Genomic DNA, 24,162 nt, shown 5'->3' with positions numbered 1-24,162 from the left:
TACAATCGGAAAGGGGTGGGTGTACTGGTTAAATACAAGTCTTATATTGCTACAGGTTGTGTTAGCATAGGAATCTTGGTTACAGGTATCATTGGATGGAATGGAAAAACAGAAGCTATACAAGTTAATAAAAACGCATCATCTTTTGAAGTTAAAGAGCATGACCAAGGTATACATTGGATTTATGATTTATATGGTATAGAAAATCAGATAGGTTTTATTAAGCAACCTATAGTTGTAAATCAGAGTAAAACATATGATTGGTTTTTGTGGGGAACTGAGAAACTAAAATCTGATCAATCGCTTAAGATTACGGCTATTCATCCAAATACAAAACAAGAAATTCAAATCGCAGACATAAAACATATAAACCAGTATGATCAATCTATCCACTCTTTTTATGAAAAAACTAACATATTACCGTTAAGTAATTCTGTTAGCAAAAACAGTATAAAGTTTATTTCACATCAAGCGATAAATATGAAATTCCCTAAAAGTGGGACATGGAATCTTAATGTTTTAATTGGAGATAAGAAACTTCCTCCAATTTCTATTGAAGTAACAAATCAAGAAGAAATATTAACTCCTTTAAAATAGATATTTAATTGTTTATAAAAATCCCTTCAAAATTAAAATGAAGGGATTTTTATATAGAATTCTAGATACATTGAATACCGATAACGATAATTATGTAAATAAGCTGTCCATATGGACAGCTTATTGTATTTTTGGCTTAGCGTGGTTTTTTTCCGAAATGCTGGCGGTACCCCTACTATAAGTGTTTGGCACTTGTAAGCATAAATCAGTGACCATAGATATATTCCTTCAAGGATGGAATTTTTTTTTGATAATAATTGCTTAACAGGGGCACGGCAACGATTCTTTCTTTTTGGGGCCATTCAAAAAACAGATAGAATTCAAAGAACATATTGCATTCTATCTGTTTTTTCTTTTTTCACATAAAGAACATTGAGGCTGCTTATACTCTTATCAGTCAGATGGTTTACTAAAACATCATCATAACAGAAATAAAAACTTTTTTATATTTTACTAATATACAAATACTTTTGATGAGTTTTCCTCTAACAAACTAGAATTATAATTAGGTGCTAGTACGATGTTTGTATATGTTCCTGTACCCGAAAGGTATTTGTACCTATGTTTTAACCCCGATGGAATAAAAACAGATGCTGGACTTTCAATTATTTGCAATTCTCCTTCAATTTCAACTTCACATATGAGACCTGTACCATCTATTCTATTCCCCCAAAAAATAAAGGCACTATCACAATGATGTGCATGAGTATCTACATGTCCTTCTAAGTTCTCATCCATATGGGCGTCGTAAAATACACGCTGTATTACATAAAATGAAGCACGTTCATCAGTTCTATAATCCATCTGTACCCAACGCTCTCCTGGACCATCACGATGATATAAAAGCTCAGATGCTCCTTTTACAAATGGTTTACTAACTCGGAGAGACTTTGAAAGCCGAGGCCCTTTTCTTTCTATATGTTTTTGTTGTATGTTCCTTACTCTTCCTATCATTTCAGGTTGAATGCCCTCGTATGCTGAGTAATTATGCTGAACAGCTTGTATATGATAGGATGCAGTATGAGTAAATATATTCTTTCCAATAATCGGTCTCCAATGATCTACTTGACAACCAGTAGCTAATTGGAGAGAGTGCGTTAATTCAGAAATCATCTGTAGTTTAAAGCATTGTAGATTACGCTTTTGAGATAAAAATACTGATAAATTTAGCAAATCAACAATCCCAGCACGTTCACCTATTCCGCACAATGTAGCATCAATGACAGATGCCCCTGAATCGATTGCAGCAAGAGCATTTGCCATGGCTAATCCTAAATCATTATGAAGATGAACTTCAATCTCACAAGGGAATGTCTCAACAGATTTCTTCACGATTGTCGCACACTGACCTGGCTCCCAAATTCCTACAGTGTCTGCTAAACTGATTCGATCTGCTCCAGCTATATGTGCAATCTGTCCAATGTAGGCGATATCTTCCCATTCCGTTCGTGAAGCATCTTCAATAGTAAAACGGATTTTCATTCCTAAAGATTTTGCTTCTTCAATAGCATGTTTCACCTGATTAATAACATAATCTTTTGATCGATTGGTATACTTTGTTTGTAAAGAAATAGGATTAATAGACGCCCAGATTCCTATCCAATCGGCACCAGCACGATAAGCCGCATGAACTTCTTCTTTTTTCGCCCGAGCATGCATAAGTATTTCGGCGTGCTTTGCAGATGCTGCAACTTCTCGGCAAATCTCTTCTTCTTCTTCAGAGATGCCAGGGTGTCCAACTTCGATAAGACTTACTCCAAAATCCTCTAACATGTGAAGTAATGTAATTTTGTCTTCCTTGGAGAAACGAATACCACATTGTTGTTCTCCTTCACGCAAGGTAGCATCTAATATTGTTAAACCCTTTTTCATTCCTGTTTGCCTTCTTTCGCTTCTATAAAGTTTAATGTTTGTTCGAATAGGGTATTACGATTCTTTTCATAAACAGCCCAGTGTGTAGCATCAGGGATTACTACTTCTTTTTTTTGTTTTGTACTTGTTAATTTTGACATCATATTTCGGTCTGCAAATATGTCATCTTCCCCGTAAATGACAAGTAATGGAGTGGTAATCTTAGATACATCATATAGGGGCTGATTTTTCCAAATATAAAATAAATCTTCAAGTGGACCGACTGGTCGACGAATCGTTTGATTATTTTTCTTACTCATAGAATCTGAATCAATAAAAACTTGTTTTACGGCATCCATTGCTTCGTTTGTAACAATTTTTTTATTTCCCATCATCATATGCCAATGATGCATTCCTTTATCAAAGTCCACCATTTGATAAGCTGGTGCTTCAGGATTAAACTGATTAGGTTGTAGTGGGTTTTCGAAAGGCTGTGTCATCATAGGAAGTGTGAACCCATGCATATATCCATATAAAATAAGTTTATTAATATCTTGAGAATGGGATATTGCATAATTTCCAGCCACAACACCTCCATATGACCATCCAACAATATGAATTTTTTTTACGTTTCTCTTCTTTTTAATCCAATTTACAATTGTTTCTAGATCCTTAGTTGCATCATTCAAATGAATAACCGGACGGTTTTGGGCAGGAGGATCTGACATTTCTTTAGGGCGAGAAGAACGACCAAACCCTCTGAAATCCATAGCCCAAGTATCATACCCTTTTCTGGCATACTCATCCATCCATGAAAATTTTGGTACATCAAATGCTTGAGCTGTAGGTACACTAAATGGTTCTAAAAATAAAATGATTTCATCAGATGTATACTGTTTTTTATTATTTAAGTTTTTATGAAGCAAAAATAAATTTTCTTCTCCTTGCTGAATTTCTAATTCTTGTTTTACCACTTTAGAAGTTTGATCATTTTGAGAGGTTTCTTTGATATTAGAACAACTAGACATAAGTATTATCAAAAAAATCCCTACTAAACTAATATGTGTCCATTTTATCTTCATTTAGAATATTCCTTTCATTTCATAGAAATGATAGCTATGATTCCAGCCGCAATAATTAATCCGGCTGGTAACCCTTTTGTAAATAATACGGCAATAAGAGTACCTATTAAGACACCTAACAATATCATAGGATTCATAGGTAGAACTCCTACACCTTTTCCTCCTATATATGACACAGTAAAACCTGCTAGAATGGATCCTAATCCGATAGGAGAGGTAATTAATTTTATTACGTGTTCACTTGTAATCTTTCCAGATGTAATTGGTACTAAAAGGAATAGCATCAGAAAGAAAATACCAATTGTAAAAGAATATTGTTGAATAAGATGTAATAAAGTTTTTTGTCCAACAGCAAGTAAAACTCCTAATAAACAAGCCGCACCAGCTAGCGCATAATCCTTAACAAGTAGAGCGAGTGTAACAATAATCCCCAGTAACAAAAAAGGAAGCATATTCTCTTACCTCATCTATAATGTTGTATAATCCCAACTATCATTTTCAGGTACAGACACATGTACCATATTTTGATTTGCAAGGTTAATTTGTATTAAATTTGGACTTATTACAGGTTTTAAGTCTTCTCGATTTATTATAAATTTAAATGCTTCAAAGCTTGCTAGAATGCCTACGATATTCGCAACGGGAGACAGCACAGCCCATGGACGATCTTCTTGTACATAATTATTTGCCCATTTCTCATCCGCACCATGCTTGACGGAATGAAGAGCACGTCCATCTTTTAATTTATGAATTTTATTTTGCATTTCTGGTGTTAGCTCTTGTTGATAAGACGGATATCCTAACGCGATTTCATAAGGCGTAGAGTCAGGAGTTAAAGACATGACGCCACCTCTAAAGGGAGGTGTAACTGCAATCCAAATAGAAGGAATCCCTAATTTTTGAGCTGTACGATGGATAATTACTCTCGCTACTAAATTATCAGTTGCATCTATAATGACATCTGTATTCGTTAGAAGTTCTAATGCATTGTCCTCGGTAACAAATTCTTTCGTTATCTCTATTTGTAATAATGGATTAATGTCTTGCAAAACTTCTAAAGCAACATCTGCCTTCGGCTGTCCTAATTTACTGTTGGAACTTAGCATTTGTCGATTGATATTGCTTGCTTCAAATACATCTTGATCAATAACATGTAAAGAACCCACACCCATTCGCGCCAATTGGATGAGTGTAATTCCTCCTACGCCCCCTGCTCCAACTACAGTAACTCGAGAATTTTTTAATTTCTCCTGCTCTGCTACAGAGATAACACCAATATTTCGCGTAAAACTTTCTTCATATATATTTTGCATATCATTATTTTTTGTTAACAAGTTATATTCCTCCTTACAGTGTTTTATAATCCCATCCACCCTTTGGGACTTCTTTTACTTGAACCGGGATATGACTATCTAAATCCATTACAATGCCTTTAGGCGCTCTAGCTAGAGGTTCACGACCAGTTAAAACTTGTATTGCTTCATGAAAGCTAAATAGTGACAATAGATGAGCACGCATCGGTGTGATAATCCAGCCTGCTTTTCCATCACAAAAATCTTGCGCCCACTCTTTTGGTGCGCCTTTCTCCACAGAATACCAAGCTCGACTTTTCTTTATATCAGCAATTTGTTGTCTTAATTCTTGATTTGTTAATTTGCATCCGACACTTGAGATGTTTAATGCTTCTTCATAAGGAATTCCGGTTGGGAAAAATGTAGAAACAAATCCTCGTGTTGGGGGGCTACCTGACATCCCCACACTTGGTATGCCTAATTCTCTAGCTGTTCTATGTATAATAACTCTTGAAGGCATATCATCTACGGCTTCTACTACAATATCATGCCCTTTTATAAGCTCGATTACATTATCTTCATCTACTCTTGTTTGTATAAAGTTTGTTGATATATAGGGATGTATATCTTTTACAACCTGTTCTGCAACTTTTGCTTTTGGTTCACCTACAACACTAGAAAGCGCTAACATTTGTCTGTTAATATTAGAAACTTCAAATTCATCGGGATCAACACCGGTAATATGCCCTATTCCCATTCGCGAAAACAGAATTGCTTCATATCCACCTACTCCCCCTAGTCCAAAAATAATGACCTTCTTATTTCGAAGACATTCTTGTTCCTGTTCAGAATACACACCAATATTTTTCTTAACCATTTCCCAATAATATGAATCCATATCCATTTTGAAGTCTCCTTTATATGTAGTAACCATTTCAAAAAATAATTCCTCTATCTAAAAATAGTCTAGAAGTATGTCATTTTTGTGTGCTATTTGTAAAAAAATTAAAAAACTTTCAATTCTTAGTTTTTTAACAAATATTGCTGATGAACAAGAGGTTAAACTATATTTGGATTGCGCTGATAGTGTTTTACGGAAATACAGATTTACTTTATCGAGCGTTTTATAACCTTGTTGAAAATGGTATTAAATACAATATCGACGGTGGTAAGGTAATGATTAAAGTTAAATCGGATAAAAAGCAGGTAATGGTTGAAATTAAAGACACGGGAATTGGTATCCCCGATGAGGAAAAAAAGAATATATTTGAGCCGTTTTACCGAGTGGATAAATCACGCTCTCGTGAATGGGGTGGCTCAGGCTTGGGACTTTCCATTGTGCAAAATATCATAACCAAGCACAATGGAAACATCGTAGTTACGGATAATGAGAACGGCGGTACTTGTTTCGAAATTACACTTGGTAAAATAAAATAAGAAAATGAAAAAGGCTTTGAATGGTTGTTGAACCTGTTTATTTAAAGCCTTTTTTTGTGAATTTTTAAGAAGTGTTTCTCTTAACAAGGATTTAACATGGATTTTTATATACTGGTAACATCAAATAGAAAGGATGCAGGCAAGCAGGCTCAATTGTAATATTATAGAATCTATCTATCGTATGGTAGAGGTTAAAAACATTCTAGGAGGAATTTAATATGAAGAAAAAATTAACAATCGCTACACTTGTGCTAGGGTTATCTGTTGTTGGAGGATCTGCATATGCTGCGAGCAACAACGACATGTGGGAAAATACTAAGTCCAGTGAAACTGTCAACTTAGAAGAAATGGCTAAAGAAAAAGGGATCACGTTAGATGAACTAACTGCTCAGCTTGAAAAAGAAGGAAAGCTGACAAAAGCTGCTGAAACAACTGTGGCTACCGAAATAGCGGCAGATTCAAAATCCAGTGAAACTGTCAACTTAGAAGAAATGGCTAAAGAAAAAGGGGTCACGTTAGATGAACTGATTGCTCAGCTTGAAAAAGAAGGAAAGCTGACAAAAGCTGCTGAAACAACAGAGGCCAAGCAAGTAGAAACAAGCAATAAATAATATATAGAGTAACTGGAGCTGTCACAAAAGTAAACTTCTGCTAAGAGGGAGCTTTTGAAACAGCTCTGTTGTTCGTGAGAAGAGAAAAAAATATGGAGATCAAGAGTACAAACTAACCGTTATCGGTATTTATAATGCGGGGTATGATGATTTCTTTGAATAGCAAGAAAGTGGAATCCATCTTATATGAGGTGGTCTTTTTTATTCGTAAGGTGTCATATACAATTATACCATGTGCCAAGATCGAGCTGCATAGTATCAAAAATTCAGACCCAATAGGTTCTATTTGTCATGTACATTTTTATCATGTATGGGTTAGTCTAGTGAAAAAATAATTAATATTCATCTACAGTTGGCTGTAATGAGTTCTTAAGTTGATGGATATGGGGTCCTACCACATTAAGCAATGAAGAAAAAGAAAAAATAGTTACACTTACATTATAGCAAGGCTCTACACGCCTCCCTATAGATACGACAATTTTTAGGGAATCTTGGCGAATAATTAATGAATACTTATAAGAATAAACACCAACAAACAGCCTAATAATTGATTGTAGTTATGTAAAAAATACACAACTACAATCAATAATATTGTATCCATGTAATACTAATTATCAAGCGTTAAAATTAGAATTCATCCTCCAAAATTAGATTTCCGGCATCATTATCTTTTGTTAATCTTTGCTTCAAATAATTTTCTTTCGTAGTCCGATCATTTTTATGACCAACTGCAGCTGCGATGACATGAGGTGGTAATCCCTTGTAATCATACAAGTACTGTACATAAAAATGTCTAAAGAAGTGGGGAGTAATTCGGATATTCTCTGTAAAGGGTAGCTGTGTCTCCTTAATGATTTTAGAAATATATTGTGACAAGTAATTATCTCTATAAGCAGTATGATTCTTAGTTTGAAATACCGTTCCACCATTTCTATTCCCAATGTCTATAGGTAATCTTCTTCGAGTTCGAAATGCGGCAATCCGATTAAAAATCTCCTTATTAATAGAAACAATCCGTTCACTATCTCCCTTTGTATCAACTGTTAAATAGTAACGTTCACGTATAGCGTCATACTCAAGATCTTCCCACTTTGCATGTGCCACCTCTGCAACACGTAACCCTGTAGTAGCAAGGACTGATAAAAAAGCATAGTTAATTTCATTATCCTTGTAGTAGTTTAGCAGCTGCTTCACTTCCTCATATGATAACTCACGCCTTGGTTTATATTGTTTATTCACCGCCGTGCTTAGAATCTCTACATGAAGAGGCTCCTGGATATATTGGATTTCGTATAGCCATTTCAAATAAGAACGGATTACACCAAGTTTCCGACTAATCGTAGATGCCTTGTATTTTTCTTTTGATTGATAGGAGATGGCGTCCTGGGATAACCATTTTTGATAGTTACGGATATGGCGCTTCCTTAGATTCCTCCAGACTTGGCCAACTTTATAGTCCTTTACATCTTGCTGCAGAAATTCAGTACTTTGTTTGATAAAGAAGTAAAACTGGCTTAAATCACGCGCATATAGAGTTCTTGATTCATCCTTTATACGTTTTTCTTGATCAAAATGTGTTTGCCGATTTAAATAGTAATACAATATTTCTTCATCTGAAAATCCCTCATATGTATATGAATCTTCTCTTTCGTTATTTTCCTTTTTAACTTCAGCTTCATTTAAATAATCTTGATTCCATAACGCAATTATGTTGGCAAAATTTTGTTTTTGTTTCTCTATGTTTTCTAAATAAATTTCACTATGAATTGTATTCAATTCAAATTTCATTGTTACTCAACTCCATATTAATTCCTTTTATATCTAATATTATAACCTAATTACATTCAAAGTTATTTACATAGTAAGATTAAATTTTATAAAAATGAAAGTATTAAATAACCATAGAAAATCTCCCATTTTCTATACTTATTATCTAATTTTTTTTAAAAATTATCTTTTATATAATTTCTAATTATATAAAAGATAATTTAATTAGAAAGTGAATTTTAATTTCATATATTTTTAAAAGTAAATTAAGTTATGATTGTGTTATAATTAATTTACATTATATTTTTTATTAATTTAACTTTACATAATAAAATTATTGATTTCACATAACAGAAGTTTACACATAGGAGGAAAAGGTATGTTTGAAAGACAGGAAATAAATATGAATACGAATGAAGTAAAAGCTTATTTAGGAATTAGTAGCTTCATTTTTAGTACTCTTATGAAACAAGGACAATTAAATCCCATTAATCGAGAGACCTGGCGTTTAGATGGTAGCTTTTTATTTAAACGAGAAGACATAGAAAAGCTCAAAGAAGATCGTGAAACAGAAGGAATTACCTTATATCAGGCAGCTAAAGATTATAATGTGAGCATGTATCAACTTGAAAAGTGGATAGAAGAAGGAAAATTGACTTGTACTATACAGAAACATCGTAATCGTGAGACTAAATTTGTAAATGAGGAAGAAATACACGGATTGGTACAGCAATTGGATCAGGCCAATACGCTGTATACATTCTCACAAAAATATAATGTAGTATTGTTCCAAAAATTTATGGAAGGTAATAAATTAGCACGCATTATATCCATTCCGAAGCGCGGGGATATTGTGCTTATTGATGAGTTTGGAAACAATATGACACTAGAAGATTCAATTAAAATGGGGTATAAGCCTGCATATATTTTATCCGATAAACCAAGAAGTCATCACCAAAAGTTTGTAAAGTTTCGTTTTCCTAAATCAAATCAATTGCGAAGTAACATTTTTCACTTAATTGACTTAGTACTACAGTATGCATCACCAAGAAATATTAAGGTTTCTGAGGAAGATGGTTTTTGGTACTTTGATGTACGTCAATCCATTATTCAATTACCAATGCAAATGCAGGTAGAATGGATTGATTGTTTAACCCCATATATAATAGAAGGAAAATTAACAAGACGTGTTAATAATAGCGTGTATTTAGATAGCAGTAGTGTTACTAAGGCAGTAACGATAACAAGCAGTGAATACCATGCAATCACAAACATTGTAAAAGAAACGAACAGTTCTATTGAAGAATTTATTGCATCCGCTATTCGTGAAAAGATTTATGATTATCAAACGTCAGACAACTAAATTATAAAAATAAAGAAAAGACGCTTTAAAGGGGTCACCATACATGCCCATCAACTTAAGAACGGAGACAAAATGAACTTTAGTTCATATGAACTAAAAACCTCTTAAAATGCTTTTTGTCCTTAAAAATGAGCATGCCATATAAGCCTAAGTAGGTATCATTTTCAAAGATTATGCAGCTTTCTTTTGTTTTTCAAATCGATTATACTCATAGAGGTTCTGGTGCAAAAAGATGATAAATAAAAAAGAATCAAGGATTCCTAACGGAATCACCTGTTAAGCAGTTAATCCAAACAGCTGGTTAATAAAAATATTCTGATTTTGGACAGACTGGTCCTGCAAATCAATTTGTTCTTTTTTGACCATATGCATGGCTTCAACCCCACTCAATATAGAGGCTGATGTTTTGTATGATTTAAATCCCAACATAGAGCGTATACGTTTTTTAATAAAACGATGATCTTGTTCTACTATGTTATTTAAATATTTTATCCTTCGGATTTGGGTGCCTATTGGTATCCTTTTTTCTTTCTTCAACTGTTCGATAGCAATTGGATAGGCCGGGTTTTTGTCTACTGTAATCACACCGGGCTCTGAAACATGAAAAGACTGCAAAGCTTTCTTGAAAAAATGCTTTGCAGCCCTATGATCTCTTGTTTTGCTTAAATGAAAATCAATTGTATTTCCTTCAGAATCAACGGCACGATATAAATACATCCATTGTCCTTTTACTTTTATATATGTTTCGTCCACTCTCCATGAGTTATTTGTTTGTTTGAGATGACGTCGAATTTGTTTATCAAACTCCGGCCCATATTGATGTACCCAGCGCATAATAGTTGTATGAGCCAGGAATAACCCTCGTTCCTCCATCATTTCCACCAAATCACGAAAGCTTAAGTTGTACCGTAGGTACCAACGTACGGTTAACAAGATGATGTTTCCCCTTAAATAAATTCTCCTTTTCCATACTGATCACACACCTTTTATAGAGTAGTACTATCAGTATTTCCAAGTTTGATAGACCATTTTCATATACTTCAAAGTTTTTGCACCAGAACCCAAAATATTATAATTTTTTGAAAAATATGCAATTTTACATTAATAATAACAAAATAATATTTTTTCTGTATAATTCCTTAATAAGATACATCTTTATTATACGTAGTATTGAGAGGAGAAATAAAAATGAAGAAATCCGTCGTTACATTACTAGCAACCGGAATGGTTTTAGGTGCTCCATTTTCAACTGCCTTTGCAGCAGAACAAGTATCGCAGCAAGAAGCTTTGGACAAAATGGAAGTCGTTCAAAAAAAGTGGAATGATGAACAAGGAAATCCATCTTTCCTTTCAGGAAAATTATCTGGTAAAAAAGTAGATTCAGAAAAGGCGGTAAAATCGTTCCTTGAAGAAAATAAAGAATTATTTAAAATCAACCCACAAACTGACTTAACACTGAAAGAAGTAAAGTCAGATGATTTAGGAATGAAACATTATGTGTACATTCAATCTATTAATAAAGTTCCAGTTGATGGTGCACGTTTCATTGTTCATACAGATCGTGATGGCAAAGTAACAACGGTAAACGGAGACGTACATCCCGCTGCCGCTGAACGTTTGAAAGGAAATACAAAGGCAAAGATTTCAAACGAAACTGCCCTTTCAAATGCATGGAAACATATTAATCTAGCAAAAAAAGATACATTTGTAGAAACAAATGGGACTCCGTTAGAACAAATGAAAGAAACCGTAAAATCTACAAATGAAAAGGCAGATTTAGTTGTTTATGAAAAAGACGGGAATTATTACTTAGCTTATAAAGTACAATTACAATTCATTAAACCTTATGGAGCAAACTGGAAAATCTATGTAAACGCAGAAGATGGAACAATTGTAAATTCATATAATGCAGTTACAGATGCAGATACTCCGCAAAAAGGCTATGGCAACGGCGTATTAGGGGATCGAAAAAGCCTGAATACAACTTATAGCAGTCAATATGGAAAATACTATTTAAAAGACACAACAAAGCCGATGAACGGTGGCGTTATTGAGACAAATACAACTAATCATGGCACTGATTGGCAAAATCCAAGTAATTACTATTTATTCGATACAGATAATGCTTGGATAGATAAGAGCCAAGCTCCTGCAGTTGATGCTCATTTTAATGCAGGAAAAGTATATGATTATTATAAAAATGTTCATAACCGTAACAGTTTTGATGGAAAAGGTGCAACGATTCGTTCTGGAATTAATTTCGGAACCAACTACAATAATGCATTCTGGAATGGACAACAAATGGTATATGGTGATGGCGATGGTGTTCAATTCGCACCGCTGTCAGGTTCTCTTGATGTTGTTGCACACGAACTAACACATGCGGTAACTGACAAGTCAGCTGAGCTTGAATACCTAAATCAATCCGGGGCACTAAACGAATCTTTTTCTGATGTATTTGGATATTTCGTTGATCCAGCCAACTGGGATTTAGGAGAAGCTGTAACTACGCCAAAAGTTGCAGGAGATGCACTTCGCAGCTTATCAAATCCTGAAAAGTATGGCCAACCTGCTCATATGAATGACTATCAATATTTACCACCAACAGAAGAAGGAGATAATGGCGGCGTACATATCAATAGCGGTATTCCAAATAAAGCTGCTTATTTAACAATCAATGCTATTGGTAAGGAAAAAGCAGAAAAAATCTACTACCGTGCTTTAACAACGTACCTTACGCCAACAAGTGATTTCAGCAAGGCACGTGCTGCTTTATTACAATCTGTTGCTGATTACGATGGCGTTAATAGCGCGACATATCAAGCTGTGCAAAAAGCTTGGAATGACGTAGGAGTAAAATAATAGTTTCATTGATAGAAAAGTGTAAAAGGACACGCTTATAACGCCCCCAAAACAAAAAAACGAATTGAATTCACATAAATAACTGTGGGAAAATTAAAAATTTTGTTTAGGGGGTACTTCAAGACCTTAGCTTGATGGGCTGTGTTGTGACCCCTAATATGTAAAATTGCATAGAATTACTAGTCCAGATTAGCATATAATGTAATAGAACTGCTCAGATTTTTTTCTTTAATCGTTAGATTCGAACCTAACGTCCTATCACATTTACAAAATGTGTAAACCTAGAAACTGTGGAAAGGCATCCGGAAGGATGTCTTTTTCTTTGGTTCTGGTGCAAAAAACTTTGAAGTATATGAAAATGGTCTATCAAACTTGGACATACTGATAGTACTACTCTATAAAAGGTGTGTGATCAGTATGGAAAAGGAAAATATATTTAAATGGAAGCATTATCAGCCGGAATTAATTTTATTAACGGTAAGGTGGTGCCTACGGTACAATTTGAGCTTCCGTAACCTGGTTGGTGGAAATGATGGAGGAAAGAGGCTTATCCACAGCTCACACTACAATTATGCGATGGGTTCATCAATATGGACCTCAATTAGAAGAGAAAATACGGCATCATCTTAAATCAACAAACGATTCATGGAGAGTCGATGAATCCTTTATTAAAGTGAAAAGGCAATGGATGTATTTATATCGTGCCGTTGATTCAGAAGGGAATACCCTTGATTTTTATCTAAGTAAATCAAGGGATAAACAAGCAGCCAAGCGCTTTTTCAAGAAATCCTTGGCTTTTTTGTACATTTCTAAACCTCGTGTGATAACAGTAGATAAAAACCCTGCCTATCCTGTAGCGATTCAAGCGTTGAAAGAAGAGAAACATATGCCCGAAGGCAAAAGATAAGGCAAGTCAGATATCTCAATAATATAGTGGAACAAGATCATCATTTTATTAAGAAACGTGTGCGTCATATGTTAGGGTTTAAGTCATTTAAAACTGCAACTTCTATATTGAGTGGTGTTGAAGCCATGCATATGATAAAAAAGGGACAGATTGATTTACGGATCCAGTCTGTCCAAAATCAAAAAGAGTACATCCACCAAGTGTTTGGACTTATAGCATAAAATACAATTCCACTAAAAATATATGTGCTATATGCTCTTTTATTTTATCTTTGCACCAGAACCAAAAAACGTTAGGCTTACGCCTACTGACGGAAAACGATAAAGGTCCCTATATTTTTATATTCAGAAAGGATAAGATTTTACGGGCTTTCTATATAAGTTTATAATTATTTAGTTTACATAATCTTTATTATCGGCAGTTGTATAGATTTTCTGAGTTACGTTTCAAAAAGACAAGTAGTGATGTGTTATTGAGATGCGATTAGGGTATTTTAAAGTAACGTTAAATATGTTAGTTAATTATTTTTTACTATTTGCTGTGAAAGTCGCATTAGTTGCTAATGGCAATTTATCAGGCGTTTCTATCTTAGTTCCTTATCCTTATGGTACATTAGTTTCTATTTAAAAATAATTAACTATCTCAAAACAAAGAGTATTCTTTTATTTTGAGACGACAAAAAGAAAAACAGACATTTGACATCGTTGTTCAATTGTAACCTCTCCCCTACTTATCGGTAGACCATTAACGAAGATTAAACCACTAAGAAGTTGAAACTGCTAAGAAGTTAAGACTGTTAAGAAGTTAAGACCGTTAAGAAGTTAAGACTGCTAAGAAGTTAAGACTGCTAAGAAGTTAAACCGCTAAAAAAGCTTAAACCACTAAAAAATCTCAAACTGCTAAATCTTCAAACTGCTTTTTTATATAGAAACATATAAGTATAGCCTCTAATGGCAAAATTAGGTGAAATCTAAACACCTAAGGAAATGTAAACTGCCTTACATCACTAGCTTTTATCTTAGCTACAGAGAGTCAGAGACATATAGATATCAAACTGCAAAGGAGGGATGAATCGGAAATATATAGATGTCAAACATGAAAGGAGGAATGTAAGATGGAAAGAGAGTTAGTAAACATGTTGTTTGGTGTTGTGTTAGCGTACTGCTGTGCTGTGTATGTGTGGAATGACATCACTTCAAGGTTTTAACGATTAAATAGAAGGAGTCGTAACTTATGTTACGACTCCTCTCTGTTTGAGACGAGATAAACCTAAACTTATGATCATAATATTCATGAGTAAGGTCTTAAAATAAAAAAAGACGCTATGTATAGCGTCTTTTAAAAAAATCTTAGTTTTCAAATGGATTATTATTTTACATAAACTTTATCATTTGAATTTAGTGATTTAGAAAACTATTGTATAGGACCTAATAACCCCATAATTTCTTCAGCTTTAGGATTTTGGATGCTATAGTAAATTTCTAATCCCTGACGATTTCCCTTTAAAACCTTCCCTCTCATTTTTGATAAATGTTGGGATACTGTCGATTGTGGAATATTTAAAATTTCGGTCATTTGGGTTACATTTAGTGTTTTATGTTTAGAAAGCTCACTGATCAGTTTTAAACGCATTGGGTGTGCCATAACTTTTAAAAGCTCTACATCCTCTTCTAAAATCGTGTTATCTACATGATGGTTCGCAAATCTCGTCATAGTTTTTTCTCTCCCTTATTTGTTTTCTCTAATTTAGCGTAACTTCCGTATTACATAATATTAGTATGTTTGAATGTTTAATATGAATGAAACTACCTAAAGGATACAATTTTAGTTTGTGTATGTAGTGGAGTTAATGTGTGGTTTGTATGAAGTTTTAAATTGTAAATATGCCATTTGAACACCTCACATTCACAGTAAACAAAAATAATTAATTTTTTTAATCATTTACTTTTATAGGGATACGAATACATTGTCTCGAATAAAGAATTATGGGTTCTGGTGCAAATATATGAAGAAGAACATGGATGATAGTAGATTCCTAACGGAATCGTATTTTATGCTATAAGTCCAAACACTCGGTGGACGAACTCTTTCTGATTTTGGACAGACTGATTCTGTAAATCAATTTTCCCCTTTTTTATCATATGCATGGCTTCAACACCACCCAATATAGAAATTGCTGTTTTAAATGACTTGAATCCCAACATAGAACGCACACGTTTCTTAATAAAACGGTGATCTTGTTCCACTATATTATTGAGATATCTAACTTGCCTTAGTTGTATGCCTTCAGGCATATGTTTCTCTTCTTTCAACTCTTGAATCGCTACAGGATAGGCAAGGTTCTTATCTACTGTTATTACGCGAGGTTTAGAAACGTACGAAAAAGCGCTTGGCTGCTTGTTTATCTCTTGATTTACTTAGATAAAAATCAATTGTATTACCTTCTGAATCGACTGCACGATATAAAATCCAATGCCCTTTTACTTTAATATAAGTTTCATCGACTCTCCACGAGTCGTTTGTTGATTTAAGATGATGTCGTAATTTCTCTTCTAATTGAGGTCCATATTGATGAACCCAACGCATAATCGTTGTGTGAGCAATTGATAATCCCCTTTCCTCCATCATTTCCACCAGGTTACGAAAGCTCAAATTGTACCGTAGGTACCACCTTACTGTTAATAAGATTAGTTCAGGCTGATAATGCTTCCATTTGAACAAATTTTCCTTTTCCATACTGATCACACACCTTTTATAGATTAGTAATTGATACTTAATGTGGAAATGGTAACTCGCGAAAAAATGTCGAATTTAACAGAAAATTGTATATTTTTGTTGTTTTATTTTTATTTTCATGCTAGACTTATAATTACAAAGAAGGAGTATACAAAAACCCTTAGCGATATAATTGTCTGAATTTTTAGTTTTGTTTGTTGGTTTGCTTTACATCATTGACATGTGTGTATGCATTTTTTCCTCCACTCTTTCTTTGCTGTGCCCTTTAGAAAAAAACAACTTGTCCTTATCCAAGTTGTTTTTTTTCTGTAAAGATTTCATTTATTGTTTATGATAGTTGAGGTAGTAATTCAAAAAAGTACCTATCAGGGACATAGTTTTTAAGGCGAGTTTTTGGAAAGCATTTTTATGAAAAATTGGCAGGAATCATTTAAAAATTAAAATAACCCCTCTTTTCTGTGTACCTCGACACATTTAATTTGTATAATATAAAAACTAAGAAAATTAAAAAAATAAATACATATGCATGTTTACATAAATAGGGGTGAGAGAATATGTACAAACTGACCGAGATTATTGACGTAAAAGAAATACAAACCATGGCAGAACACTTTTATCTTTTAACACAGATTTCACATCAGCTGCTTGATTGCAACGGAGGAATCATATTTCATTACGGCACACCATCCTCTGATATACATTTACATACAAAAATTCATGTCCCTATTATATTCAATGAAAATACGATTGGTGATTTTGTAATTTTGTCGCCTAAAGATAGTATTGAATCTTGCACTATATACTTTAAATCCCTTGCAACGATTATAACGAATAAAGGAATGAATACATTACAGCAATTGCAGAAAGATCAATCTATCCCTGCTGAAAAATTATATACGATTTTACACAACATGCCCGTTATGGTTGATGCTTGTGATGAAGAAGGGAATATTGTCATATGGAACCGAGAGTGTGAACTTGTAACAGGTTATAGTGCCGCTGAAATTATTAACAATCCTTGCGCGTTAGAGCTACTTTATCCAGATGAAACGTATCGGAACCAGTTACTTCATGGATTTTCTGAACTCGGTAAAAACTTTCGTGATTGGGAAATGACACTTACTTGTAAAAACGGTGATGAAAAAACAATCCTGTGGTCAAACCTTTCAGAAGAATTCCCTGTTCCTGGATACAGTTACTGGGCAGTTGGTATTGATATTACGCATCGGAAACAGGTAGAAGAAAAACTTATAGAAAAATCTTCAGAGTTAGAATTAATTTTTAAAGCACTCCCAGACTTATGTTTTTTAACAAGACTTGACGGAGTAATCGTTGATTATAAAGCCGGCTGTCCATCAAGATTTTATGTACCTGTCGAACAATTTATGTATAAAAAATTTCAGGATGTGTTACCTTTAGATGTTGCACTGCAGCTACAAGAAGCATTTGCAAGGGTACAGCAGAATAATTCCATAGAAATTGTAGAATACTCCTTGCTCATGCATAATAGTATTTACTTTTTTGAAGCACGATGTTTACCGCTATTAACAGATAAAGTGATGGTTATGGTTCGCGATATTACAGAGCGGAAAAAGACAGAGGAACTATTAAATAGATCAGATAAATTAGCTACTGTCGGTCAACTCGCTGCAGGGGTTGCACATGAAGTGCGAAACCCACTTACTGTTATTAAAGGGTTTATACAATTATTAGAGATACAAATGAAAAATGAATCAAAATATTTTCAACTCATACTTTCTGAAATTGAGCGCATTGAATCTATTATTCACGAATTTTTATCTATCGCTAAACCTGAGGTGTGTTCTTTTGAACAAGAGAGCATCGATGTAATTTTAGAAAACGTTGTATCATTAATTAACACAAAGGCAATTATGACAAATATTCATGTCACATTCCAAACGGATCCTGACGTTGTATATATTGATTGTTGTAAAAAACAATTAAAACAAGTGTTTATCAATGTTTTACAAAATTCGATTGAAGCAATGCCACATGGGGGAGACATAATCATTACCACTAAGAAAGTAAGTAACAATGAGGTGGAAATTTGTATTTCAGATGAGGGGATTGGTATTCCAGAAGAAAGAATTGCAAAACTTGCTGAACCTTTTTATAGTACGAAAGAAAAAGGAACAGGTCTCGGTTTAATGATTAGTTACAAAATTATTGAAAGTCATCAGGGAAGAATTTGTATAACAAGTAAAGTTGGAGTAGGAACCTCGGTGTACATTTATTTACCGCTTTTGCAAGATGTTTAAATACTGACTTAAATGAAATTATGGCATGTTATTTTGAGATTACATGTGTACAAGCGGCCTTGTGGGTATACTCCCAAAATTTTCTCAACAAAAAAATCCCCGTAAAGCGTATACACTTTACGGGGAGAGCCTGTTTTCTATCTTATTATATACGTACAGCCGTACCGCTTACAGCAACCATTAACATACCATCACGAACAACTTCGTAGTCTACGTCAACACCAACGATGGCATTAGCACCTTTTTGTCTTGCAAGTTCTTTCATTTCGTCCATTGCAATATCACGTGCTTCTTTTAATTTACTTTCATAAGCACCGGCACGACCACCGACAACATCACGAACTGAAGCGAATAAATCGCGGACAATATTTGCACCCATAATAGCTTCACCATTTACAATATCAATATATTCACTAATTTCTTTCCCTTGAATTCCCTGCGTCGTTGTTACAATCATGATTGACACTCTCCTATAACTTATAATTTTTAATTGGCGTTTCTTATGTCTTTATTATGACATGGAAAAAGTAGCTAAACTATCTAATAACCTTACAGGAATGTGACATTTTTGTAAGGAAGATTTACTCATTTTCTATTCGGATTTCTGTAAAACATGACCATTTTCTAACCAATCTTGTCGGGATAGATATACTAATTCTGTAATTGTTCGCTTTCCATCAAACTCAAACGATAAAAAAGCCTTGCTGATTGCAAGACTCCTCTCCTCATTTCATCCAATTGTGTATCGACTATCCTCTGAAACAAGTAAGCTTGTATGATCAATTGTGACAACACATTTCCCTAACCTCCGCTTTACTTCCGATTGTAATTTCTTGTTTGCTTCTTCTAAAGAATGTGCTGGAATAATTGCTGATTGTAAGTCTGTTACCTTGCCATCATACATCACAGAAAAATCAATTTCATATCGATGTATCATGATTTCCCCACTTCCTTTCCAATAGTACGCTTACAACTCATCCTTACATGCTTTTTGTTTTCATATATTTTTACAATTACACTACGTTTCTTCACAAGCCTCGCTAACCCTGCCAAAATAACCTTTAAAAATTCCAATACTTAATAAAATATATGCAACAACCTTAAAAAAATCATTCTCAAACCCTTTTTTTTCGAAATTTCATTTAAGCTACTTAAAATCCCGAATAACAAACATAATCTCATTCGATACCAAATATATTAACGATTCATTAAAAATCGATTACAAACAAATCTGGAATGTGATTTTCTCTGGAATGGAAACTTTTTGTGCTGAAAATTATATAAATATTGTTATCCAACACACCCAATTGATAATCCTGGTAAAAAGGAGCTAAATTTTTATCACTACTCATATCTCTCCTCCAAAACAGTCTTGTTATTTAGAATAATAAGTCTAATTATGATGCAATTTGTAGGATTTTTATACTCTTTGTCGAATACATGTAAAAAGGGGGGAATATGGCATGCTGTTCACAGGATTCTTCATTAATCTATCTATTTTTTCTTTCCTAGCTAGTTCAGCTATTTTTATTCAAGTATTTATAAGGAAAGTGGATTACAAATTTATCCATTTATTTTGGGGCACATATTCAGGTATCATAGCTGCTATTTTGATGATTTTTAATTTTAAGCACATGGGATTGTTTTATGACTTGCGAGCCGTTCCTCTTATTATTTCGTTTATTTATTTTGGTCGTACAGCTGGCTGGATTACATTAATTTTTATTTTATTTATGCGTATTTTCTACCTTGGTGGTGATTGGGGACCAGCTTTGATAGCTGCTTTAGGAATTGCTACTATATATACTATATTCAAAACATATCTCAAAAATACCCATCCCTTTAAAAGCGTCTTTCTTTATCTAGCTGTTTATCTAGCCATAATTCATTGGGTATTTGGATTCTTTTTTCCTTCTATCTCACTTATACTTCTTGACATCCAAGGTACATTATTTATATCTTGCGGACTCTTAATTGGTGTTTTTCTTATGGAATCCTATCAAAATTTATATAACTTAACACAAGACCTAGCTAAAGCGAATGAAACTTTACTAGAATCAAAGCAAGTATTAAGGGATACCGTACATGAATTGCAAGGAGGTATTTTTAAATTTAAAAAAGAAAATGGGGATTTTATCCACACTTTATGTGATGGGCAGTTATTTTATCACCATGGGTTTCACTCCGAACAAGTGGTAGGAAAAAGTTTACTGACCATAGATTCTTCCATTGTTCCATTTCATTTACTTCCTCGACTACTAAAATATTATCAAGAGGCATGGGATGGTGAAGAAGTCAATTTCGAACTGCCATGGCCAACTGATGAGACTATTATCCTTTTCTCTCTTAGGCCTGTTATACGAGAAGGAACAGTTATTGAGGTAGTTGGTTCTACGGTTGATATAACGAAAAGAAAAAATGCGGAAGATGAACTAAAGGTGACGAAAGAACGTCTGGAGTCATTTGTAAATCATAACGTAGATGCTATCACTATATTTGATTTAGATGGACATATGATACAAGCGAATAAAGCTTACGAGAAGATATTTGGTTGGTCAGAAAAAGAAAGCTTGGGAAAAAAATTACCTTGCGTACCTGATTTTTTAATGAATGAAACTTTAGAGTTAATCAAAAATATTAGTAATACCAATATACAAGACCCTGTTATTACTAGGTTAGAAACAGTTAGACAACGAAAAGATAAAACTCTAATTGATGTAAACGTGACGGTTTCACCAATTCTAGATTTAAGGGGCAATATAATTGCTTTATCAGGAATTTGTAGAGACATTTCTGAAAGGAAACAAGCAGAAAGAGAACGCCGTCAATTACATCAACAATTAAGAGACAGTGAAATGAAATACCGTGCGCTCATCGAACAAGCAACTGACGCAGTATATGTAGTAGAGCTAAATGAGGATCAACTTCCAGCTCGATTTATTGAGGTAAATCCTGTTGCATGTAAAAGATTTGGATATAGTAGAGAAGAGCTTCTTTCGATGCCATTTCCTAGTAACGTTCCGCCAGATTCTCCGATAATCAAAAGAGTGATAGAAAAAATTAGAGAAGGGCAAACTGCTTTCACTTTGCAAGATGAATTTGTTTTTCCGACAGGAAGAACAATAACAACTGAATTTGGTGTCCGTGTTTTTAACCTGAATGGCAAAAATGTTTTCTTGAGTATCTCTCGAGATATCACAGAACGTTTAAAAACAGAAGAATTATTACGAAAATCGGAAAAACTTGCTGTAGTAGGTCAATTATCCACTGCAATTGCACATGAAATTAAAAATCCTTTAACAGCAATGAAAGGATTCATGCAGTTATTAAAATCAATGGAAAATAAGAACACTGAGCATTATATAGATATAGTGTTAGCAGAGATTGAACGTATAGATAGTATTACTAATGAATTTATGACATTAGCAAAACCTGAGGCATTAGAAATTAAAACTAATGACCTGAATGTATTAATGAAGCAAATTGTAATGTTACTTGAACCTCAAGCGATAATGAATTGCATACAAATTACAACTGAGTTTACATCTGATACTTCATTCATACTTTGTGAAGGGAATCAATTAAAGCAAGCTTTTATAAATATCTTAAAAAATGCAATTGAGGCAACTTCAATGGGAGGGGAAATCTTGATTCAAATCGAATATGTGCCTGATCAAAACCAGGTAAACATTCGATTTACTGATTATGGGTGTGGAATTGAACAGGAACGTGTACCTTACCTAGGAGAACCATTTTATAGTCTCAAAGAAAATGGTATCGGTTTAGGATTAATGATCTGTTATAAAATTATTGAGAAGCACCAAGGAAAGATACTTATTGAAAGTGAAGTAGGAAAAGGAACAACAGTTAATATAAATCTTCCTATATCTACTCTCAAAAAAGAAAACTCTTATTCATCTTTTTAGGTACATCCTAGAACCATGAAGTACAGTTATATAATTTATTAAATTTTCCCCTTTAGATTTAATTATCTAAAGGGTTATCTGTTTATGTTAAGAAAATCTCATATTGTACTCTCGCCATTTAGCAGCTTTACGAACTGTTTGAAGTAGGGACTTCTTGGGAGGTATAAACTTTCTAATAATCTTAAATATAGAAATTTCCCTATTTCTATAAGTGGATATTTCTATATATATCCCTACTTTCGTTATCAAAAATAGCGAAGATATTCCTGTTTCTTCAACTAATAGTTAGCAAAAACAAGTGAATCTGCAGGAGAAAAACAAATTTAAAAACCAACAGGGCAATAATACAACTCTATCAAAATTACAATAAAAGGAGCTAGTCTGTGAATAAATATTATATGAGTGCTATCTTAAGTATTGTACTTTCTGTTGTATTATTTATATTTAATTTCTATCAGACTAAAATAGGAGGAGTAATAGTTGCTTTAAGTATAGGAGCGAGTATTAAATTTCTAGCTGATGGTGTATTGAATGAAAGTAAACACAAAAAACACAATTGATTTTGAAGTAAACCGAAGATTAATCACCTTAATAAGATGATTAATCTTTTTTATAAAAACTTAAGGAATCCAAAATTAAAACCCACACATTTTGATCAAACTTTTTTCAAAATGTGTGGGTTTCCTCTATTTATAAATCAATATTTGTAGCAATACTTTGATCAAGCTATAATTCAAACCAACATAACCAGTCTTTTTATCTCATTCGTTGACGAACAAATACGAATCCACCTAAAGCTACCAACAACATTCCTACAATATATGAAATCATCTCCATTGATGTTCCACCTGTGTTAGGAAGCCATACTGATGTCTTAGTATTTTCTTTAGTTGGTGGAACTTTTGAATCTGTGCTCGGATCTTTTGGATCTACTCTTGGATCTTTTGGATCTACGCTCGGATCTTTTGGATCTACGCTTGGATCTTTTGGATCTACGCTCGGATCTTTTGGATCTACGCTCGGATCTTTTGGATCTACGTTCGGATCTTTTGGATCTTCCTTGATTTTTGTATTCGTAATGTCATAACCTTTTACTTCGGATTTATATCCATCCACTGGTTGTTCTTTTACTTCATACTTATACGCATTACCTTCGGCATCATATGCCGCTAAGTCTTTGAATGCATATTTCCAACCTGTTGCTTCACTTACTTCTTGCGTCGCAACTACTTGGCCATTTTGTAGTAAGTCTACTTTGATTGTTTTCGGACGATTTGTTGCGTTTCCGTCCTTCCACGTTTTCGTACCTTCTACTGTTGTTTGCGCTACTTTTGTATTTGTAATGTCATAACCTTTTACTTCGGATTTATATCCATCCACTGGTTGTTCTTTTACTTCATACTTGTACGCATTGCCTTCGGCATCGTATGCCGCTAAGTCTTTGAATCCATA

At 33.8% G+C, this 24,162-nt stretch carries 20 protein-coding genes and 3 pseudogenes; 10 read left to right on the top strand and 13 right to left on the bottom strand.

The window, feature by feature from the left end:
* Positions 1-15: 15 nt before the first annotated feature.
* On the top strand, positions 16-597 hold the full coding sequence (locus JTF23_RS13550; protein ID WP_307839173.1) for a hypothetical protein: 582 nt from the start codon (positions 16-18) through the stop codon (positions 595-597).
* A gap of 453 nt (positions 598-1,050) precedes the next feature.
* Here JTF23_RS13550 and JTF23_RS13545 read toward each other — a convergent pair whose 3' ends face one another.
* Genes JTF23_RS13545 through JTF23_RS13525 form a run of 5 tightly spaced genes read right to left on the bottom strand, consistent with a single transcriptional unit; the run spans position 1,051 to position 5,726 of the window.
* Positions 1,051-2,469 (bottom strand): homocitrate synthase/isopropylmalate synthase family protein, encoded by a 1,419-nt coding sequence (locus JTF23_RS13545; RefSeq protein WP_204208965.1) that lies wholly within the window; start codon positions 2,467-2,469, stop codon positions 1,051-1,053.
* Entirely contained in the window at positions 2,466-3,530 is a 1,065-nt protein-coding gene (locus JTF23_RS13540) for an alpha/beta hydrolase (protein ID WP_033728703.1), read from the bottom strand. Before JTF23_RS13540 ends, JTF23_RS13545 begins: the two co-directional genes overlap by 4 nt.
* Before the next feature lie 14 nt (positions 3,531-3,544).
* Positions 3,545-3,982, bottom strand: a complete 438-nt coding sequence (locus JTF23_RS13535; RefSeq protein ID WP_002107138.1) for a DUF441 family protein — start codon at positions 3,980-3,982, stop codon at positions 3,545-3,547.
* 15 nt (positions 3,983-3,997) lie between these two features.
* Positions 3,998-4,864, bottom strand: a complete 867-nt coding sequence (locus JTF23_RS13530) for a HesA/MoeB/ThiF family protein (protein ID WP_002107139.1) — start codon at positions 4,862-4,864, stop codon at positions 3,998-4,000.
* A gap of 13 nt (positions 4,865-4,877) precedes the next feature.
* Entirely contained in the window at positions 4,878-5,726 is an 849-nt protein-coding gene (locus JTF23_RS13525; RefSeq protein ID WP_002107140.1) for a HesA/MoeB/ThiF family protein, read from the bottom strand.
* A 143-nt stretch (positions 5,727-5,869) separates the two neighbouring features.
* On the opposite strand from JTF23_RS13525, the gene JTF23_RS13520 reads away from it, so the two are divergent.
* Together JTF23_RS13520 and JTF23_RS13515 are read left to right on the top strand one after the other, a co-directional pair.
* Positions 5,870-6,259: a sensor histidine kinase gene (locus tag JTF23_RS13520; protein ID WP_080013796.1), complete on the top strand. Its 390-nt coding sequence runs from the start codon at positions 5,870-5,872 to the stop codon at positions 6,257-6,259.
* A 218-nt stretch (positions 6,260-6,477) separates the two neighbouring features.
* Positions 6,478-6,870 (top strand): hypothetical protein, encoded by a 393-nt coding sequence (locus JTF23_RS13515; protein ID WP_105588319.1) that lies wholly within the window; start codon positions 6,478-6,480, stop codon positions 6,868-6,870.
* A 627-nt stretch (positions 6,871-7,497) separates the two neighbouring features.
* Here JTF23_RS13515 and JTF23_RS13510 read toward each other — a convergent pair.
* The gene (locus JTF23_RS13510) at positions 7,498-8,658 is read right to left on the bottom strand and encodes a tyrosine-type recombinase/integrase (protein WP_204208964.1); all 1,161 of its coding nucleotides are present in this window, start codon (positions 8,656-8,658) and stop codon (positions 7,498-7,500) included.
* Positions 8,659-9,016: 358 nt separating this feature from the next.
* Between JTF23_RS13510 and JTF23_RS13505 the strand changes: the two genes are divergently transcribed.
* On the top strand, positions 9,017-10,000 hold the full coding sequence (locus JTF23_RS13505; protein ID WP_204208963.1) for a DNA-binding protein: 984 nt from the start codon (positions 9,017-9,019) through the stop codon (positions 9,998-10,000).
* Between the two features lie 276 nt (positions 10,001-10,276).
* On the opposite strand, the pseudogene JTF23_RS13500 reads toward JTF23_RS13505, so the two are convergent.
* Positions 10,277-10,970 (bottom strand): annotated as a pseudogene (locus JTF23_RS13500) (IS6 family transposase).
* A gap of 218 nt (positions 10,971-11,188) precedes the next feature.
* Here JTF23_RS13500 and JTF23_RS13495 point away from each other — a divergent pair.
* From JTF23_RS13495 to JTF23_RS13485, 3 genes and pseudogenes are all read left to right on the top strand, one after another.
* Positions 11,189-12,862, top strand: a complete 1,674-nt coding sequence (locus tag JTF23_RS13495) for a M4 family metallopeptidase (RefSeq protein WP_204208962.1) — start codon at positions 11,189-11,191, stop codon at positions 12,860-12,862.
* Positions 12,863-13,279: 417 nt separating this feature from the next.
* Positions 13,280-13,990, top strand: a pseudogene (locus JTF23_RS13490) (IS6 family transposase).
* 256 nt (positions 13,991-14,246) lie between these two features.
* Positions 14,247-14,396: a hypothetical protein gene (locus JTF23_RS13485; protein ID WP_204208961.1), complete on the top strand. Its 150-nt coding sequence runs from the start codon at positions 14,247-14,249 to the stop codon at positions 14,394-14,396.
* A gap of 786 nt (positions 14,397-15,182) precedes the next feature.
* Here the strand turns inward: JTF23_RS13485 and pagR are convergent.
* Together pagR and JTF23_RS13475 are read right to left on the bottom strand one after the other, a co-directional pair.
* Entirely contained in the window at positions 15,183-15,482 is a 300-nt protein-coding gene (gene pagR, locus JTF23_RS13480; RefSeq protein ID WP_000196513.1) for a transcriptional repressor PagR, read from the bottom strand.
* 338 nt (positions 15,483-15,820) lie between these two features.
* Positions 15,821-16,505 (bottom strand): annotated as a pseudogene (locus JTF23_RS13475) (IS6 family transposase).
* 554 nt (positions 16,506-17,059) lie between these two features.
* On the opposite strand from JTF23_RS13475, the gene JTF23_RS13470 reads away from it, so the two are divergent.
* A complete protein-coding gene (locus JTF23_RS13470) occupies positions 17,060-18,784 on the top strand; it encodes a PAS domain-containing sensor histidine kinase (protein ID WP_204208960.1) in 1,725 nt (574 codons plus the stop codon).
* Between the two features lie 145 nt (positions 18,785-18,929).
* Here JTF23_RS13470 and JTF23_RS13465 read toward each other — a convergent pair whose 3' ends face one another.
* The 3 genes from JTF23_RS13465 to JTF23_RS13455 all read right to left on the bottom strand — a co-directional run bounded on the left by JTF23_RS13465 (position 18,930) and on the right by JTF23_RS13455 (position 20,136).
* Positions 18,930-19,241 carry a heavy metal-binding domain-containing protein gene (locus JTF23_RS13465; RefSeq protein ID WP_000637500.1) on the bottom strand — a complete coding sequence of 104 codons (312 nt, stop codon included), beginning with the start codon at positions 19,239-19,241 and terminating at the stop codon, positions 18,930-18,932.
* Between the two features lie 273 nt (positions 19,242-19,514).
* Complete coding sequence (locus JTF23_RS13460; protein ID WP_070129399.1) at positions 19,515-19,721, bottom strand: hypothetical protein; 207 nt, start codon at positions 19,719-19,721, stop codon at positions 19,515-19,517.
* A 271-nt stretch (positions 19,722-19,992) separates the two neighbouring features.
* Complete coding sequence (locus JTF23_RS13455; protein WP_002162238.1) at positions 19,993-20,136, bottom strand: hypothetical protein; 144 nt, start codon at positions 20,134-20,136, stop codon at positions 19,993-19,995.
* Positions 20,137-20,247: 111 nt separating this feature from the next.
* Between JTF23_RS13455 and JTF23_RS13450 the strand changes: the two genes are divergently transcribed.
* Together JTF23_RS13450 and JTF23_RS13445 are read left to right on the top strand one after the other, a co-directional pair.
* Complete coding sequence (locus JTF23_RS13450; protein WP_204208959.1) at positions 20,248-22,710, top strand: PAS domain S-box protein; 2,463 nt, start codon at positions 20,248-20,250, stop codon at positions 22,708-22,710.
* A 383-nt stretch (positions 22,711-23,093) separates the two neighbouring features.
* Positions 23,094-23,270, top strand: coding sequence for a hypothetical protein (locus JTF23_RS13445; protein WP_002107085.1), 177 nt, complete (start codon positions 23,094-23,096; stop codon positions 23,268-23,270).
* Positions 23,271-23,466: 196 nt separating this feature from the next.
* Here the strand turns inward: JTF23_RS13445 and JTF23_RS13440 are convergent.
* On the bottom strand, positions 23,467-24,162 hold a 696-nt coding region (locus tag JTF23_RS13440), incomplete at its 5' end, for a Cna B-type domain-containing protein (RefSeq protein WP_204208958.1).

This window comes from Bacillus sp. RIT 809 (genome assembly GCF_016892495.1).
GTDB classification, from domain to species: domain Bacteria; phylum Bacillota; class Bacilli; order Bacillales; family Bacillaceae_G; genus Bacillus_A; species Bacillus_A cereus_U.
Note: the sequence above shows the minus strand (reverse complement) of the source record. Positions and strands in the feature narration are given on the sequence as shown.

Coding starts and splice junctions, on each gene's coding strand:
- JTF23_RS13545 (WP_204208965.1), bottom strand. CDS start 2,469: ATGAAAAAGGGTTTAACAATATTAGATGCTACCTTGCGTGAAGGAGAA.
- JTF23_RS13540 (WP_033728703.1), bottom strand. CDS start 3,530: ATGAAGATAAAATGGACACATATTAGTTTAGTAGGGATTTTTTTGATA.
- JTF23_RS13535 (WP_002107138.1), bottom strand. CDS start 3,982: ATGCTTCCTTTTTTGTTACTGGGGATTATTGTTACACTCGCTCTACTT.
- JTF23_RS13525 (WP_002107140.1), bottom strand. CDS start 5,726: ATGGATATGGATTCATATTATTGGGAAATGGTTAAGAAAAATATTGGT.
- JTF23_RS13520 (WP_080013796.1), top strand. CDS start 5,870: ATGAACAAGAGGTTAAACTATATTTGGATTGCGCTGATAGTGTTTTAC.
- JTF23_RS13515 (WP_105588319.1), top strand. CDS start 6,478: ATGAAGAAAAAATTAACAATCGCTACACTTGTGCTAGGGTTATCTGTT.
- JTF23_RS13510 (WP_204208964.1), bottom strand. CDS start 8,658: ATGAAATTTGAATTGAATACAATTCATAGTGAAATTTATTTAGAAAAC.
- JTF23_RS13505 (WP_204208963.1), top strand. CDS start 9,017: ATGTTTGAAAGACAGGAAATAAATATGAATACGAATGAAGTAAAAGCT.
- JTF23_RS13495 (WP_204208962.1), top strand. CDS start 11,189: ATGAAGAAATCCGTCGTTACATTACTAGCAACCGGAATGGTTTTAGGT.
- JTF23_RS13485 (WP_204208961.1), top strand. CDS start 14,247: ATGCGATTAGGGTATTTTAAAGTAACGTTAAATATGTTAGTTAATTAT.
- pagR (WP_000196513.1), bottom strand. CDS start 15,482: ATGACGAGATTTGCGAACCATCATGTAGATAACACGATTTTAGAAGAG.
- JTF23_RS13470 (WP_204208960.1), top strand. CDS start 17,060: ATGTACAAACTGACCGAGATTATTGACGTAAAAGAAATACAAACCATG.
- JTF23_RS13465 (WP_000637500.1), bottom strand. CDS start 19,241: ATGATTGTAACAACGACGCAGGGAATTCAAGGGAAAGAAATTAGTGAA.
- JTF23_RS13460 (WP_070129399.1), bottom strand. CDS start 19,721: ATGATACATCGATATGAAATTGATTTTTCTGTGATGTATGATGGCAAG.
- JTF23_RS13455 (WP_002162238.1), bottom strand. CDS start 20,136: ATGAGTAGTGATAAAAATTTAGCTCCTTTTTACCAGGATTATCAATTG.
- JTF23_RS13450 (WP_204208959.1), top strand. CDS start 20,248: ATGCTGTTCACAGGATTCTTCATTAATCTATCTATTTTTTCTTTCCTA.